The organism is Aeromonas sp. DNP9 (assembly GCF_001728955.1).
GTDB lineage: Bacteria > Pseudomonadota > Gammaproteobacteria > Enterobacterales > Aeromonadaceae > Aeromonas > Aeromonas veronii.
Genome location: NZ_LYSQ01000008.1, coordinates 41651 through 55582 on the forward strand (window position 1 = coordinate 41651; position 13932 = coordinate 55582).

At 60.6% G+C, this 13932-nt stretch carries 14 protein-coding genes; 11 read left to right on the forward strand and 3 right to left on the reverse strand.

All coding sequences use genetic code 11. The features are described from left to right. Positions 1-6: 6 nt before the first annotated feature. Both bioA and A9G06_RS07165 read left to right on the forward strand, forming a co-directional pair. Entirely contained in the window at positions 7-1281 is a 1275-nt protein-coding gene (bioA, locus tag A9G06_RS07160) for an adenosylmethionine--8-amino-7-oxononanoate transaminase (protein ID WP_069554727.1), read from the forward strand. A 176-nt stretch (positions 1282-1457) separates the two neighbouring features. After that, positions 1458-2270 (forward strand): HAMP domain-containing protein, encoded by an 813-nt coding sequence (locus A9G06_RS07165; protein WP_005359357.1) that lies wholly within the window; start codon positions 1458-1460, stop codon positions 2268-2270. Between the two features lie 9 nt (positions 2271-2279). On the opposite strand, the gene A9G06_RS07170 is transcribed toward A9G06_RS07165, so the two are convergent. Further along, a complete protein-coding gene (locus tag A9G06_RS07170; RefSeq protein WP_083243741.1) occupies positions 2280-2624 on the reverse strand; it encodes a hypothetical protein in 345 nt (114 codons plus the stop codon). Between the two features lie 200 nt (positions 2625-2824). On the opposite strand from A9G06_RS07170, the gene asnS reads away from it, so the two are divergent. From asnS to A9G06_RS07190, 4 genes are all read left to right on the forward strand, one after another. Then, complete coding sequence (gene asnS, locus A9G06_RS07175) at positions 2825-4225, forward strand: asparagine--tRNA ligase (protein ID WP_069554728.1); 1401 nt, start codon at positions 2825-2827, stop codon at positions 4223-4225. A gap of 110 nt (positions 4226-4335) precedes the next feature. After that, the gene (locus tag A9G06_RS07180; protein WP_069554729.1) at positions 4336-5091 is read left to right on the forward strand and encodes an ABC transporter substrate-binding protein; all 756 of its coding nucleotides are present in this window, start codon (positions 4336-4338) and stop codon (positions 5089-5091) included. Between the two features lie 374 nt (positions 5092-5465). Beyond that, on the forward strand, positions 5466-6809 hold the full coding sequence (locus tag A9G06_RS07185; RefSeq protein ID WP_069554730.1) for an anaerobic C4-dicarboxylate transporter: 1344 nt from the start codon (positions 5466-5468) through the stop codon (positions 6807-6809). Between the two features lie 177 nt (positions 6810-6986). Then, positions 6987-7643 (forward strand): hypothetical protein, encoded by a 657-nt coding sequence (locus A9G06_RS07190; RefSeq protein ID WP_069554731.1) that lies wholly within the window; start codon positions 6987-6989, stop codon positions 7641-7643. A 138-nt stretch (positions 7644-7781) separates the two neighbouring features. On the opposite strand, the gene A9G06_RS07195 is transcribed toward A9G06_RS07190, so the two are convergent. Together A9G06_RS07195 and dcuC are read right to left on the reverse strand one after the other, a co-directional pair. Continuing rightward, positions 7782-8921, reverse strand: coding sequence for a M20 family metallopeptidase (locus A9G06_RS07195; protein WP_069554732.1), 1140 nt, complete (start codon positions 8919-8921; stop codon positions 7782-7784). Positions 8922-9055: 134 nt separating this feature from the next. Then, on the reverse strand, positions 9056-10432 hold the full coding sequence (dcuC, locus tag A9G06_RS07200; protein WP_005350454.1) for a C4-dicarboxylate transporter DcuC: 1377 nt from the start codon (positions 10430-10432) through the stop codon (positions 9056-9058). Between the two features lie 285 nt (positions 10433-10717). On the opposite strand from dcuC, the gene A9G06_RS07205 reads away from it, so the two are divergent. The 5 genes from A9G06_RS07205 to A9G06_RS21885 all read left to right on the forward strand — a co-directional run bounded on the left by A9G06_RS07205 (position 10718) and on the right by A9G06_RS21885 (position 13675). After that, the gene (locus tag A9G06_RS07205; RefSeq protein ID WP_005337929.1) at positions 10718-11032 is read left to right on the forward strand and encodes a hypothetical protein; all 315 of its coding nucleotides are present in this window, start codon (positions 10718-10720) and stop codon (positions 11030-11032) included. A gap of 316 nt (positions 11033-11348) precedes the next feature. Further along, positions 11349-11699: an ArsC family reductase gene (locus tag A9G06_RS07210; protein WP_069554733.1), complete on the forward strand. Its 351-nt coding sequence runs from the start codon at positions 11349-11351 to the stop codon at positions 11697-11699. A 19-nt stretch (positions 11700-11718) separates the two neighbouring features. After that, positions 11719-12846, forward strand: coding sequence for a succinyl-diaminopimelate desuccinylase (gene dapE, locus A9G06_RS07215; protein WP_069554734.1), 1128 nt, complete (start codon positions 11719-11721; stop codon positions 12844-12846). Further along, complete coding sequence (locus tag A9G06_RS07220) at positions 12843-13532, forward strand: M15 family metallopeptidase (RefSeq protein ID WP_069554735.1); 690 nt, start codon at positions 12843-12845, stop codon at positions 13530-13532. Before dapE ends, A9G06_RS07220 begins: the two co-directional genes overlap by 4 nt. Beyond that, positions 13529-13675 (forward strand): hypothetical protein, encoded by a 147-nt coding sequence (locus A9G06_RS21885; protein WP_005337933.1) that lies wholly within the window; start codon positions 13529-13531, stop codon positions 13673-13675. The genes A9G06_RS07220 and A9G06_RS21885 overlap by 4 nt, the downstream gene beginning before the upstream one ends. The last annotated feature ends 257 nt before the right edge of the window (positions 13676-13932 follow it).

The window sequence follows — 13932 nt, forward strand, 5'->3', positions numbered from 1 at the left end:
CAACAAATGACCAACCAAGAATTCGACCTGCACCACATCTGGCACCCCTATACCTCCCTCACTCACCCCCTGCCCTGCTATGAAGTAACCAGCGCCAAAGGGGTGACCCTCACCCTCAGCGATGGCCGCGAACTGGTGGATGGCATGAGCTCATGGTGGGCTTGCGTGCACGGCTATCAGGTGCCGGAGTTGGACGCCGCCGCCACCGCCCAGCTCGGCAAGATGTCCCACGTGATGTTTGGCGGCCTCACCCACGCCCCGGCGGTTGAGCTCTGCCGCAAGCTGGTGGAGATCACTCCGAAGGGGCTTGATCGGGTATTTCTGGCCGATTCCGGCTCGGTGGCAGTGGAAGTGGCGCTCAAGATGGCGCAGCAGTACTGGCACGCCAAGAGAACGCCCAGAGCCAAGTTTGTCGCCCTGCGCAGCGGCTATCACGGCGACACCTTTGGCGCCATGAGCGTCTGCGATCCCGATGGCGGCATGCACGAGCTCTACAAGGGGTTTCTGCCGGAACACTATTTTGTCGATGCGCCGAGCTGTCGCTTCCACGCCGAGTGGGACGAGCAGTGCGTGGTGGAGCTGGCGACGCTCATGGCGGATCATCACGAGGAGATCGCCGCCATCGTGCTTGAGCCCATAGTGCAGGGCGCTGGCGGCATGCGCTTCTACCACCCCCGCTATCTGCAGTGGGTGCGCGCCCTGTGCGACGAATTCGGCGTGCTGCTGATTGCTGACGAGATTGCCACCGGCTTTGGCCGCACCGGCCAGCTGTTTGCCTGCGACTGGGCGGGGATCAGCCCCGACATCATGTGTCTGGGCAAGGCGCTTACCGGCGGCTACCTCACCCTCTCGGCGACCCTGACCACCGAGCATGTCGCCCGCACCATCTGTGACGGCAAGGCGGGCGTCTTTATGCACGGCCCCACTTTTATGGGCAACCCGCTCGCCTGCGCGGTGGCCAACGCCTCCATCGAGTTGCTGCTGGCCTCACCTTGGCAGGAGCGGGTGCGCACCATCGAGCATCAGCTGCGAACAGAACTGGTAGAGCTGACCCTGCACCCGGCGGTCGCGGATGTGCGGGTGCTCGGCGCCATCGGGGTGGTGGAGATGAAAGAGCGGGTGGATGTAGCGCGCATCCAGCGCAAATTTGTCGAACTGGGCGCCTGGATCCGCCCCTTTGGCAAGCTGGTCTACCTGATGCCCCCGTTCGTCATCCCCCCTGAAGAGTTGCGGGTATTGACCGGCGCCATCAGTCAGGCCATTACCGAAGGCGAGTTTTAAGGCATGCAGCGGGCGGCCATCGCAGCCGCCCGTTTGACTACCGGCATTTGATATATAAAAAGGGCAACTTTATCCACTTCAGTGCAGTTTCACTTGCCGTAATGTGAGCAAAACACCAGACCTGAGGCCCCAAGAGGGGTAAACTGCTGCGGTTTTACCATCAAGAAAGACTGCTCATGCGCCTCTCCATTGCTGCCAAAATCAACTTTTTCCTGCTCTTCATCTTCTCCATGGTACTGGTCTTCTCCGCAGCCTATCAGGCGGTGCGCGAGCGCGATCTCATCCTGACCCTCATCAAGGAGCAGAGCCGCGAGCAGACCGAAGCCTATTTCGACGGCCTCAACATGCTGATGCTGACCGGCAAGATGGATGCCCGCGATACCCTGCGCGGCAAATTTCTCGACCATGCCCATGTGGAGGATGCCCGCATCGTCCGTGGCGACGCGGTGAGCAAACAGTTCGGGCCGGGACGAGAGACAGAGCAGGTAAAAGATGAGTTTGATGAGCTGGCTCTGGCGGGCAAAGGGAGTCTGGAGGTGGTGCACAACGGCATGCACAGCCGTCTGGTGGTCACCCGACCGCTGCTGGCCAAGAAGGATTTTCGCGGCACCGACTGCACCAGCTGTCATCTGGTGCCGGAGAACACTGTGCTTGGTGCGGTGCGCTTTGACTACTCCCTCGATTCGCTGTTTACCCGGGTCGAGCAGAATATTCTCACCTCGGCGCTCATTCTCACCGGCATCTTCGGGATGGGACTGCTGCTGACCCTCTGGGTCATCCGCACCTGGATCGTGCGCCCCCTCAACCAGCTCACCCGCTCCATGGAAGAGGCCACCGACTTGCACGACTTCGGCCACCGGCTGGAGGGGGATGACGGCGACGAGATTGGCCGGGTGGCGGTGGCCTACAACCAGATGCTCGACAGTGTGGAGCGCCAACTCGGCAAGCGCACCAAGGCCAGCAGGCAGGAGCCGGATCAGCCCCACTGAGGCGGGCGCTTAACCGACGTAGTAGAAAAGCAGACTGGCGATCAGCACCAATAGCAGGATGGCCAGATTGACATGCCGGGAGTCATCCTGACGGCGGCTGCGGCTGCGCTCCAGCAGCAACACCGCCAGCGTCAGGGCGCAGCAGCTCCAGAGCCCGTAGACCAGCCAAGGGGTAAGGGCCGGGTCCCAATAATCGCGCACCTCGATCCCGCCATAGACCAGAAAACCGTAGGCAATTTCGGGCCGGGCATAGTGGTAAAGGGAGAGCAGCACGATAAAGCCGCCCCAGCAGAGCATCACCAGCCCCTGTAACACCCGTGTCAGCCAATCTGGCCCATGCCGCCGATCTTTCACCCACCTCTCCTGCGCCCGTGACACTCTTGTTGAGTGAACCATGCCGAAAACCCCACCAGAGTCCGACATTTTTGCTTGTTTATCAAACCCGCGCGGGTAAGATTGACGGCTTAGTCTGCCATGGTGGGCCATCTGTGCCCGGGCCAGACTCCCTAGTGTTGCAAATAGCGCTGCAAGAACAAGCTGGAGACAATATTTCGATGACGCACGCATCCGTAGTAGATGTGCTGGCCGGTAAGTATCCGGTCGGCACCACCCAAACTGTCAAAGGGTGGATCCGGACTCGCCGTGATTCCAAGGCGGGGATCTCATTTTTGGCCATTTCCGATGGCTCCTGTTTCCATCCGGTACAGGCAGTTGTCCCCAATACCCTGGCCAATTACGAGAATGAAGTGCTGCGTCTGACCACTGCCTGCTCCGTGGAAGTGACCGGCGTGGTTGCCGCCTCTCAGGGCAGCGGCCAGGCTTTCGAACTGCAGGCGACCGAGGTGAAGGTAGTCGGCTGGGTCGAAGATCCGGACACCTACCCGATGGCCGCCAAGCGCCACAGCATCGAATACCTGCGTGAACAGGCTCACCTGCGCCCGCGTACCAACATCGTTGGCGCCGTGACCCGCGTTCGTCACTGCCTGGCGCAAGCCATCCACCGCTTCTTCCACGAAGAGGGTTTCCTCTGGGTTGCGACCCCGCTCATCACCGCCTCTGACACCGAAGGTGCCGGCGAGATGTTCCGCGTCTCCACTCTGGACATGGAAAACCTGCCGCGCACCGACGCTGGCAAGGTGGACTACAACGAAGATTTCTTTGGCAAAGAGGCTTTCCTGACCGTATCCGGCCAGCTGAACGCCGAAACCTATGCCTGTGCGCTGTCCAAGGTCTACACCTTCGGCCCGACCTTCCGCGCCGAAAACTCCAACACCAGCCGTCACCTGGCCGAGTTCTGGATGGTTGAGCCGGAAGTGGCCTTCAACGATCTGGAAGATAACGCCGCACTGGCCGAAGCCATGCTGAAGTACGTCTTCAATGCCGTACTGACCGAGCGTCGCGACGACTTGGAGTTCTTCGCCCAGCACGTCGACAAGGATGCCATCGACCGTCTGGAGCGTTTCGTCTCCTCCGACTTCGCCCAGATCGACTACACCGACGCCATCGAAGTGCTGAAAAATTGCGGCAAGAAGTTCGAGTTCCCGGTCTCCTGGGGCATCGATCTCTCCTCCGAGCACGAGCGCTATCTGGCTGAGGAGCACTTCAAGTCTCCGGTGGTGGTGAAGAACTACCCGAAAGATATCAAGGCCTTCTACATGCGCCTCAACGACGACGGCAAGACAGTTGCCGCGATGGACGTACTGGCACCGGGCATCGGCGAGATCATCGGTGGTTCCCAGCGTGAAGAGCGTCTGGACGTGCTGGATGCCCGTCTGGCCGAGATGGGCCTGAACAAGGAAGATTACTGGTGGTATCGCGACCTGCGTCGCTTCGGTACCGTGCCGCACTCCGGCTTCGGTCTGGGCTTCGAGCGTCTGGTTGTATACGTGACAGGCATGGGCAACGTCCGCGACGTGATCCCGTTCCCGCGTACTCCGCGTACCGCCGAGTTCTGATCAGCGGCATCTTGTCACTGCATTGCAAAAGCCGACCTGTGGGTCGGCTTTTTTATTGTCACCGTTATGGGTGATACTCAGGATCAACCGGCACAAGGAACTCGTCGCCTATGGGATATCGCCTGCTGCTCTCGCTATTGCTGTCCTGCATACCTGTTCAACTGTGGGCCGAGCCCGTTCGTCTGACCACCCTGGAGTGGCCCCCCTACACCAGCCAGAGCCTGCCCGATGGCGGCCTCACCGGTCATATCGTCAAACGCGCCTTTGCCGAAGCGGGACTGGAGGTGACGTTCGACTTCTATCCCTGGCAGCGGGCGGTACGGCTGGCGGCCGACCCGACCCAGCCTTATAGCGGCTATTTTCCCGAGTACCTCTCCGACACCCTGCCCACCCTGTGGCGCAGCTCCCCCAGCGTGGGCGACAGTGTGCTGGGTATGGCGCAGCGCTCAGGCCCCCCTATTCCCTGGCAGCAGCTCACGGATCTCGCCACCTACCGGATCGGCGTGGTGGAGGGGTACGTCAACACCCAGGAATTCGATGCTCTGATGGCCAGCAAGCGCCTCAACACTGCCGCCGTCGATTCCGACCTGCTCAACCTGCGCAAATTACAGCGCGACCGGCTCGATCTAGCGGTGATCGATAGGGATGTCTTTCACTGGCTCATCAACCATGATCGCAAGCTGAGCAGCGCCGGATTGCAATTTCACCCGAAGATCCTCGAACACAAGAGCCTGCACATCATGTTTCGCCCCGATCAGCAGGCGTTGCAGCAACGGGTGGCACAGGCCATTGCCAGACTCGATATTGCCAAGCTGAGCGAGGATTATCAGCGCCGCTATCTGCAGCAAGCACCTGCGGCCAAGTGAGCCAACCCGCCGAAGTCAGCCCTTGTTGGCAAAAATAGCCTGAGCGCTGGCTTTTTCACCCTCTTCTGCCGCAATCGAGCCCTTTTTATGTCCCTCCCCTGCAGCTCTGTTGCCGCTCTGTGCTGCCACCATGACCACCCGATGGCTTGGCCCCGAGTGATACCACTTGGTGACAAAAATGATGTTTTTGTTAGTACGTGGTTTTTAAGTGGTTTAATCAAAAATTCATCGAGTTATTGAAGTAACTCAATTTTTTCACTTTTTCAGGGGAGCAGAATAGCAACTAACCCTTTTGGGCTAAATAAAACAGACAATGACAATTCATGGTTCAGGCTACCCGCGGCAATATGGGTTGAATCACACGAGGTAACGGAATGATCTTGATGGAATTTTTAGTGGTACTCGGCTGCTTGCTGCTGGGTACCCGCTTTGGGGGCATGGGACTCGGTCTCATCAGTGGTATCGGTCTCTTCCTGCTGACCTTCGTCTTCGGCCTGGTGCCAGGCGAACCGCCGGTGCAGGTGATGCTGACCATTCTGGCGGTGATCGGCTGTGCCGCCACCCTGCAGACTGCCGGTGGCCTCAACCTGATGATGCAAGTGGCCGAGCGTCTGCTGCGCCGTCACCCGCAATACATCACTATCCTGGCGCCGCTCACCACCTGGACCCTCACCTTCCTGTGCGGTACCGGCCACGTGGTCTACACCATGTTCCCCATCATCGCTGACATCGCGCTGCAGAAGAACATCCGTCCCGAGCGCCCGATGGCCGTGGCCTCCGTTGCCTCCCAGATGGCCATCTGCGCCTCCCCGGTCTCCGTTGCCGTGGTCTCCATGGTTTCCATTCTGGCGGCCGGTCACGGTATCGGTCAGGCTTACGGCCTGCTCGACATCCTGACGATCGCCATCCCCTCCTCCCTGACCGGTGTCATCGTGGCGGCCCTGTGGAGCCTGCGTCGCGGCAAGGATCTGGACAAGGACGAAGAGTTCCAGGCCAAGATCAAAGACCCGGAGCAGCGTGCCTTCATCTACGGTGGTGGCGAGACCCTGCTTAACACCAAGTTCCCGAAAGAGGCCTACTGGTCTACCTGGATCTTCTTCGCCGCCATCGCTGCCGTGGTATTGCTCGGTGCCAACGAAGGTCTGCGTCCGGTGTTCACCATCAAGGACAAAACTGGCCCGCTCTCCATGAACCTGGTGATCCAGATGATGATGCTGATCGCCGGTGCCATCATACTGATGCGCTGCAAGGTCAAGCCGGGCGAGATCGCCAACGGTGCAGTCTTCAAGGCAGGCATGGTCGCCATCTTCTCCGTATTCGGGGTGGCATGGATGAGCGAGACCTTCTTCCAGGCTCACATGCCGCTGCTCAAAGAGACTCTGGCCCATGTGGTACAGGCCCAGCCCTGGACCTACGCCCTGGTGCTGTTCCTCATCTCCAAGCTGGTAAACAGCCAGGCCGCCGCCCTCACCGCCATCGCCCCCATGGGTCTGGCGCTGGGTGTGGAGCCGAAGCTGCTGATCGCCTTCCTGCCGGCGAGCTACGGCTACTTCGTGCTGCCGACCTACCCGAGCGATCTGGCCTGTATCGGTTTCGACCGCTCCGGCACCACCCGCATCGGCAAGTTCATCATCAACCACAGCTTCATCATTCCGGGGCTGATCGGGGTGGTGACCTCCTGCTCGCTGGGCTTTATCCTCACCAGCATCCTGCTCTAATCGCAGCGGCGTTTACCACGCTATTGCAATACAGGCCCCCGCTTCGGGGGCCTGCTTTTTTCCCCGCTCAGTTACCTCAACCACTTCCCCGCCGCCATTTCCGGACACTATGCCTTTACCTCTGCCCCCGCCGCTGGGTAGCATGCCCCCTCCTCGTTCACCACCGGAATCTCATCCATGTCTCGCGTCATCCTGCTCTGGAGCGGTGGCAAAGATGCCATGCTGGCCCTCTGTCATGCCCGCCAAGCGGGCCATCAGGTGGTGGCACTGGCCACCTTTGCCCCGCCAGAGCCCCGATTTCTCGCTCACCCCTTGCCGCTGGTGCGCCGTCAGGCGGAAGCCCTCGGGCTGCCCCATCTGCTGGTCACCATAGAAGCGCCGTTAGAGCAGAGCTATAAGACGGCGCTGAGCAGCTTGCAGCAGGAGTGGAACCTCGACGGGGTGGTGACCGGCGATATCGACAGCGTGGGCGGCGCGCCAAACTGGATCCGCGAACGCTGCCAGCCGCTGGGTCTCACCGTCCATACCCCGCTCTGGCAGCAATCTCGTCAAGCCTTGCTGGCGGATATGCTGGCCCGCGGCATCGTCGCCCACCTCTCCTGCGTCGATACCCGGGTGCTGGCCCCCGAGTGGGTGGGACGCACCCTCGATGCCGCCACCCTCGCCGAGTTGCAGCAGCTTGCTGCAATACAGGGCTTCGATGCCTGCGGCGAGCAGGGGGAGTACCACACCATGGTGACCGACGGCCCGTGCTTTGCCGCCCCGCTACGCCTCGATGGCTGGCAGGTGGCGCGGCAGGATCATCTGGCCTATCTGGCCGAGCCACAGGGGTAACGGCCTCAAACCATCTGGCCCGCTCACTCAGCGCGCGAAAAATCGAGATAAAAAAACGGGAGGCAACAGCCTCCCGTTTGGATTTGAACGGACCAGTTTTGAGCGGGCCATGACGACCCGAACAAGGGATAAAACGGCTTATTTCGCCAGCTTGCCCAGCACCCGTTGCAACAGACGGATGCGCGGCTCGATGCTCTCCAGCATCAGGAATTCCGCCTCCGAGTGGAAGCCGCCGCCCATGGGGCCGAAGCCATCCAGCGACGGCACACCTGCGGCGGCGGTGAAGTTGGCATCCGAGCCGCCACCGGCCTCCAGCCAGTTGAAGGGGATCCCCTCCTCGTTGGCTGCCGCCTCCACCAGCGCCATCAGCGCCTCGGTGTCACCGCTCGGGCGCATCGCCGGCTTGAAGGTCTGGCGATCCACCTCGACCCGACAACCGGCGAGGAAGGGGTTGTTGGCCATAAAGGTGAGCCGGTCGTGCACCGCAGCGGCTTCTTCGTTGCTCCAGAAGCGCAGATCGACGATCGCCTCGGCAAAGTCCGGCACCACGTTGACACCAGTGCCGCCCTGTACCACGCCAACGTTCATGGTGGTGCCCGTGGTCATGTTGACCTGCTCGTTGATGGCCAGCACCCAATGCGCCAGCTCGGTGATGGCAGAGACCCCCTCGGTCAGGGCCGAACCGGCGTGGGACGCCTTGCCGTGGAAGGTGATGCGGTACTTGGCATTGCCCTTGCGGGCGCTGATGAGATCCCCGTTGGGACGGGCTGCCTCGGCCACCAGCACGCAGCCGCTCTGTTTGGCCTTCTCCACCAGCCAATCTTTCGACCAGGGGGAGCCAATCTCTTCGTCGCAGTTGTAGCAGACCAGCACCTTGAGCTTGGCAAGCAATGCCGGATCCATCTCTTTGAGGGCATACCAGATAGAGAGCAGGCCGCTCTTCATGTCCGACACACCGGGGCCAAAGGCTTGATTGCCTTCAATCTTGAGCGGGCGCTTGGCCGCCGTCCCCTCGGGGAAGACGGTATCCATGTGGCCGCACAGCATCACGTCGTAGTGATCGGCACCCGGCGCATTGGTGATCTCGAGGCAGGGGCCGCACTCGGCAGCAAACTGGTGGCGAGTCACCTGCCAGCCGATGGCCTCATATTTCTCGGTCATGATGTCGGCCACCTTCGCTACTCCGGCCGGGGTGCGAGTACCGCAATCGAGGTTGATGAGCGGGGCCAAATCGGCCAGATAGTTATCGAGGGAAAACGGGCTCTTTACAACTGTCATTATCTTCTCCATGCAACAATCAGCGTTGATGGCCGATCGTCTATTGCAACAATGCGACACAGTGAGAAAAAGGCGGGCAGCCATGCCACCCGCCCGACCGGTAAATTCCAAACACCACTACATAACCCACATCACTACATGAACAGCAGATAGTTGAGGGTCAGCGCCGTCACCAGCGCCCCCGCCATCGGCACGCTGGTGCGCTTGACCACGGTAAAGGGCGACACCTTGGCAATCCCCGCACAGGCGATCAGCACAGCCGCGATGGGGGAGACGGTGCGGCCGATACTGGAAGCGAGCTGCATCGGCAGCAGCATGGTTACCGCAGGTACGCCAAACTTGGCCGCCACCGCCGGTGCCAGGGTCGAGAAGCTGAGGAACGCCGCGTTGCCGGAGCCCATGATGACCGCCGCTACCATGATCAGCGCCACCATCACCAGCGTCATCAGACCGCTGCCGATACCGGCATTGCTGGCAGAGTGCAGCAGGGTATCGATGGCGCCGATGGCCTTGAGGGATTCGGCAAACAGCTCGGCACAGACGATGAGCGCCACCACGGGGCCAAACACCTTGCCCATACCGTCGAGGAAGCTCGACAGCCCGGCAAACGCGGTACGCACCGAGCGGCTACGCAGCAGCTCGCACAGCATGCCGATAAAGACCGACAGCAGCATAGCCACCTCCACGCTCATCTTGATATCGCTCACCAGCAGCTTGGAGAAGGTCATCATCAGCACGAAGGGGATGATCGGCAGCAGGGCATACCAGGTAGGCGCCTGCACGCTCTCGGTGCCCTGCTCGTCCAGCTCGGCGTGATCGCCGCGATGGAGCGCCGGATCCCAACCATCCTTGCGATCGCAGTGACGCTGCCAGAAGAAGTGCAGCACCATGGTCACCAGCAGCATGGGGGCCACCAGCCAGATCTGGTAGTCGACGAAATAGCTGGTCGGATCCATGCCGGATTGACCGGCGGAGAAGATGGCGTTGGTCTGGGTCGGGCCAATCTCGAACGCCTGTGAGGTGGCGATGACGCCACAAGCGGAGGCCGGGCTGATGCCGAGGTTGCGCATTACCGGATACATGGTGACCATCAACAGCAGGCCAAGGCCGGTGGCGGAGGTGACGAACAGGGAGACGAATACCGCCACCAGATAGCAGATGGAGAGCATCAGATAGCTGGACTGGATGCCCGCCACCGGTTTGACCGCAACACGCACCAGCGCCTGGGAGGCCCCAATATGGGACATGTAGGTGGCAAAACCCGCCACCGCCATGATGGTGAGGCCAAGTCCCGCCGCACGGTAGGAGAAGATCCCCTTGAACACTTCGAACAGGTCGAACAGGGCGAAACCGGTGCTCTTGTCAGCGGGGAGAATGGGGTGCAGCCCCAGCCAGTAGGCCACCGCAAAAATGGCCATGCCCGCCAGCGCCAGCACCGCCTGCGGGTTGTAATCCTTGATGATGCCGTAGACCACGGCGACCAGAACGAGCAAGACGAATAAAAGTTCCAATATTCACTCCTGATAAATTTATCGAAGAGCGAAATCTAGTGATCTGACCACTGTTTGCCTTTGATCCCTATCAATAAAGGTGCTGTCACCGTGATTCATTAGCATAATATGTCGGTCATGTAACAATTTTTCGTTATTTCAACTACCGAAAAACCTTTATCACCCCATATCCGGGAATTGTGTGACGCGACTCCCCTCTTTTTTGCGTTGGATCAACATCTGACGGCGCCGAACTGGCGAAGATGCGCTTCGACACATAGCGACCATTTCGCGCCGGAGAGAGTTATGACAAGCCAAGCCACCGCAGGTGCTTCGACCTGCGACTACAAGCTGTGGGACATCCTCGTCGAGTCTGCAAAGGAACGCACTACCATTCGTTACTCCAAACTGGCCAAGCAGGCCGGGCTGGAGCAGTGCCAGGATGAACTGCGCACCCTGCTGCAACGCATCCGCATGTACTGCACCGAAAACAACCTGCCGATCCTCTCCGCCATCGTGGTGGACGACGTGGGCAAATACACTGGCCTCTCTTCCAGCCTGCCTGATGCACCTTGGGAACGGGCCCGGGTCTTTGACCATGAGTGGACCACCCTGCACTGATTGACATGCTTGATAATGCCGACCAAAACGCGCCCGCTGGCGCGTTTTGGCTATCTGGCGTTTGCCCCCTTCTCTTTTTCTCTTGCAATAGCGGCTTTTCTCCGCAATCACCGCCCCATCGGGCATCCCCACCGCACCGCTTCTGATCTTGATTTCAAAAGCGCTGCTCAGGTGTGACCAGTTCCGGTAAAACCCGCAAGCCGGACCATCAGCGTTGCCATGGGATTGCCACAATGCCAGAATCGGGCCCTTGCACTCTGTTGATTCGGATTTTCGGGCACGGCCACGGCCAGCGCCCACAAGAGAAGGACTCCCCATGGCCACCACCCTCTATGGCATCAAGAACTGCGACACCATCAAGAAAGCCCGCAAGTGGCTGGATGAGGCCGGTATCGACTACCGCTTTCACGACCACCGCGCCGACGGCCTGAACCCGGACGATCTGGACAGCTGGCTGGCAAAACTCGGCTGGGAAGCGCTGCTCAACAACCGCGGCACCACCTTCCGCGCCCTGCCGGATGAGGCCAAACAGGGGCTCGACACCGCCAAGGCACGCGCCCTGCTGCTGGAACATCCGGCCATGATCAAGCGCCCGCTGCTGGATCGTGACGGCGAACTGACTCTGGGTTTCAAGGCTGATCACTACCAATCCCTCTTCTCCCGTTAAGGACAACTAAGGACAACTGATGTCGGATGTCATCGCACTGGCCAAGGATCTGATCCGCCGCCCCTCCGTTACCCCGCTGGATGAAGGGTGCCAGACCCTGATGGCGGAGCGCCTCGCCAAGCTTGGATTCGTTATCGAGCCCATGGTGTTTGAGGACACCACCAACCTCTGGGCCCGCCGTGGCAGCGAGGGGCCGCTGTTCTGCTTCGCCGGTCACACCGACGTGGTGCCCGCCGGGCCGCTGGACAAATGGCACACCCCGCCGTTCGAGCCGACCATCAAGGATGGCGTGCTCTACGGGCGTGGTGCCGCCGACATGAAGGGCTCGCTGGCTGCCATGGTGGTGGCGGTCGAGCGCTTCGTCGCCGAGCATCCGGATCACGCCGGGTCCATCGCCTTTCTCATCACCTCCGATGAGGAGGGGCCCTTTATCAATGGCACCACCCGGGTGATCGACACCCTGGAGGCCCGCAACGAGAAGATCCGCTGGTGCATCGTCGGCGAGCCCTCCTCTACCGCCGTGGTCGGGGATGTGGTGAAAAATGGCCGCCGCGGCTCCATCACCGGCGATTTGCTGGTGCGCGGGGTGCAGGGCCATGTGGCCTATCCCCATCTGGCGGACAACCCGATCCACAAGGCGGCGCCAGCACTGGCAGAGCTTGCCGCCACCGTGTGGGATGAGGGCAACGCCTACTTCCCCCCCACCAGCTTCCAGATCGCCAACATCTCGGCCGGCACCGGCGCCTCCAACGTCATTCCGGGCGAGCTGCACGTCCAGTTCAACTTCCGCTTCAGTACCGAACTGACCGACATGGATATCCGCGAGCGGGTCGAAGCGTTGCTGGATAGACATGGCCTCGATTATCAACTGAGCTGGACCCTCTCCGGCCAGCCTTTCCTCACCGACACCGGTGCGCTGCTCGATGCCGCCGTGGCGGCCATCGAGGCGGTGAACGGTCAGCAGCCAGCCCTGCTCACCACCGGCGGCACCTCGGACGGGCGCTTTATCGCTCCCACCGGCGCCGAGGTGATTGAGCTCGGCCCCGTCAACGCCACCATTCACAAGGTGAACGAGTGCGTGAAGGCGGACGATCTGGATCTGCTGGCAGACATGTACCAAGGGGTGCTCGAGAGATTGCTGGCATGACGCAGGAACAACTGCTGGGGCTCGACGAGAGCCACCTTATTCTGGTGGGGCGCGGCCCCCATCGGCTGACTGCTGCCACCGCGGCGGCCTTCAACGACATGCAGGTGGCAGCCGCCTATGAGGGGTTCAACCTGCATGCGGCCTCCAGCTGGCGCAGCTTCGAGCGCCAGCTCGCCATCTGGAATGGCAAGTGGCGCGGCGAGCGGCCACTGCTCGATGCCAACAGTCAGCCCATCGATGCCCTGCAACTGAGTGAGACAGAGCGGCTGCACGCCATCCTGCGCTGGAGCGCCCTGCCCGGCACCAGCCGTCACCACTGGGGGACCGATCTCGATATCTACGACCCGGACTGCCTACCTGCCGATACCAAACTGGCGTTGGAGCCCTGGGAGTATGAAGCCGGGGGCTGGTTTGCAGATCTCAGCGAGTGGCTCAGCGACCATATGAGCGACTTTGGCTTCTTCCTCCCTTATGCCAAGCCGGTCGGGGCAGAGAGCGGGGTCGCCTACGAGCCCTGGCATATCAGCTTCTCGCTGGAGTCCGATGAGCAGCGGCTCGATCCCGCAGCACTGGCGCTTTGCCTGCAACAGGCGGATATTGAAGGCAAGTCGACCATATTGGCCAACCTTGATGAAATTTTGGCCCGTTATGTCACCACCTGTCCTGACGAAAGGAAAATCCCATGAATCTCTGGCTGTGGATAGGGTTGCCGCTGCTGTTCCTGCTCGGGCTGTTTCTCAATGCCATCAAAGACATGAAACGGCTGGAGAAGCAGTTGCCCAACTACAAGGACAAGATCCGCGAAGTGAAGGATGACGAGGACGACTGAATCCCGCCCCCATCCCGTGGGGAGCGCCCTTGTGCTCCCCTCTCCCTCTGCTGTGCCGTTTCGCTTTTCCCCGCCCTCTCCTCCCTGCGCATCCTGAAATCGACGCTCCTTTGACTCCGCTTTCGTTAACCCCGTCACTGTCAGAATATGGCGCGGCCATGCTGAAAAAAGGGATGAAAAATGTAAGAAAGTGCAAATTGATGCACAAATAAGCCACACAAGGGGGGCCTAACTGCATATAATGTGCCTACTTTGCA